The 2,192-nt window shown below is 59.9% G+C and carries 1 protein-coding gene; it reads right to left on the reverse strand.

Going from position 1 to position 2,192, the window contains the following annotated elements:
- Positions 1-526: 526 nt before the first annotated feature.
- Positions 527-2,185 carry a methyl-accepting chemotaxis protein gene (locus WCB02_RS41050; protein ID WP_423968495.1) on the reverse strand — a complete coding sequence of 553 codons (1,659 nt, stop codon included), beginning with the start codon at positions 2,183-2,185 and terminating at the stop codon, positions 527-529.
- Between the last annotated feature and the right edge of the window lie 7 nt (positions 2,186-2,192).

Raw genomic sequence — 2,192 nt, forward strand, 5'->3', positions numbered from 1 at the left:
TAGCACATTTCGGAGAAGTGGTTTCTCGTCGAACTCGACCAAAACGATTAAATGGACAGGCTCCTAGCAGGCCTAATCGCTGCACGTGCCGGCTCGCATACAACGTCTCGAAGACGTGCGCTGTCGCTGCGGAGGTATATTCGGACTTTGGACCGCTAAAGCAGTTCCTATCCAAGGACCAGCACTCGCAGCAACTGTTTGGCGTCCTGGCCATAAGAGCGAAGACTTTGACATTGAGGCGGACGTTGGTTTGGGCTTCCGGAGGCTTCCGGTCTACCCCAAGCAACAGACATTATCGGCGTCGTCTGCACTTTTCAAAGGCTGAATTCCGGACAGTCCGACCAAGTCGCGAATGGCGCCCTTCGGCCGCCGCAGCGCTTGTATAGCCCTCGCCATGCCGTCCAATACCTGCACATTTCCGGAATTGGGCGCGCAAAACGGCGAATAACTTCCCCTCACCCCAATGACCTATCCTTAGTTGTCAGAAAGCGACCGTCATGGCTGCTCGATCCAGCTAGGGCGTGGGTCAAGCTGCACGAACCGTCGCGAGGAAATTCTCCACTTCGAGCTTGAGGCGTTTGCTGTCGCTCGACAGCGATTGCGCCGCCGACAGGACGCGTGATGACGCTTCGCCCGTTTCACCGGCGCCATTTTCTACATCGGTGATGTTGGATGATACCTCTTGCGTTCCACGCGCAGCGTGCTGGATGTTGCGCGAGATTTCCTGGGTGGCAGACCCTTGCTGTTGTACTGCTGCCGCAATGGTCGATGACACCTCCGATAGTCGCTCGATGGTCCCGCTGATCTCCCTAATCGCGTTGACAGATTCCTGTGTCGCCGTCTGGATCCCGGAGATTTGCTGGCCGATCTCGCCGGTCGCTTTCGCGGTCTGCTCCGCCAACGCCTTGACCTCCGAAGCCACGACGGCAAAGCCGCGGCCGGCCTCTCCCGCACGGGCGGCCTCTATCGTGGCATTCAGCGCCAATAGATTGGTCTGACCAGCGATGGTATTGATCAGTTCGACGACATCTCCGATACGGGTTGCCGCCTTCGAAAGCTCGCTGACCCGCTCCGTCGTTCCGCGTGCCTGCTGGACCGCCTCGCAGGCCATGCGAGCGGATTCCTGCACTTGACGGCTGATCTCGTGGACGGAACAGGAGAGCTCCTCGGTGGCGGACGCGACCGACTGCACGTTGGTCGAGGCCTCCTCCGACGCCGCCGCGACCACCGTAGCCAGCTGCTTGCCGCGCTCCGCTGTACCCGTCAGCGCGCTGGCCGAGGATTCGAGCTCATTCGACGTCAACGAGACGGTTTGTACGATCTGTCCGACGACGGATTGAAACCCATCCGCGATCCTGCTCATATCGACCCGGCGCTGTGCGGCGAGGACGTGATCCCGATTGATCGTCGCTTCCGCCTCGTCCTGCGCCCTCCGCTCGGCCACGACCTTGAACTTCTCGACGGCGCGGCTGACAAGACCGACTTCGTCCTTGCGTGTGAGACCTGGCAGCACGATGTCGAAATCGCCGTCCGCGAGTTCCAGCATCGATCTCGCCAGCATGCTGATCGGCTTGCTGAGAGAATACGCGAAGCCGATCGCTAGCATCATTCCGGCCAGCAAGCTCACGGCGGTGGCGACAATCATGGTCAACCGCGCGGAGGCAACATTGGCTTCGGCCTCGGTGCGATAGTCGTAGCCATAGGCAGCGACCATTTCGACGAGGTCGTCGACAGCGGCGGCGGCTTCATTTCCGAGCTTCGTCACCGTGAACGTCGCAGGCAGTTCGGTGAGCCCTCCCGGCGCAGGTTTGAGGATTTTAAGGACCGCATTTGACCAGTCGCGCACCTTGTCTTCGGCATTTGCCTGCGCTGGAGTGACATTAGCAGCCTGTACACGCGAGCGAACGACGCCCAGGTCCTCGAAGACAGCTTGCACAATCTTCTCGAATTTGGCCGCGGTTCCACTCGAGACCCCCATGCTCTCTCCCTGCTGCAGAACAAGAAGAGCTTCGTTCAGCTCAGCATGCGCGGCCCGGGCGTGATTGATGCCCATCAGCGGCCCGTCATAGAGTTGAACCACGAGATTACCGGTCGAGCTGATGGCGGAAATCCCGAAGAATGCCAACCCGCATGCCAGCGCCAGAATAACACTCAAAACACCAAGAAGCTTGCTGCGGATTGACAGTGGGCCC

The organism is Bradyrhizobium sp., assembly GCF_049581145.1.
Classification (GTDB): domain Bacteria; phylum Pseudomonadota; class Alphaproteobacteria; order Rhizobiales; family Xanthobacteraceae; genus Bradyrhizobium.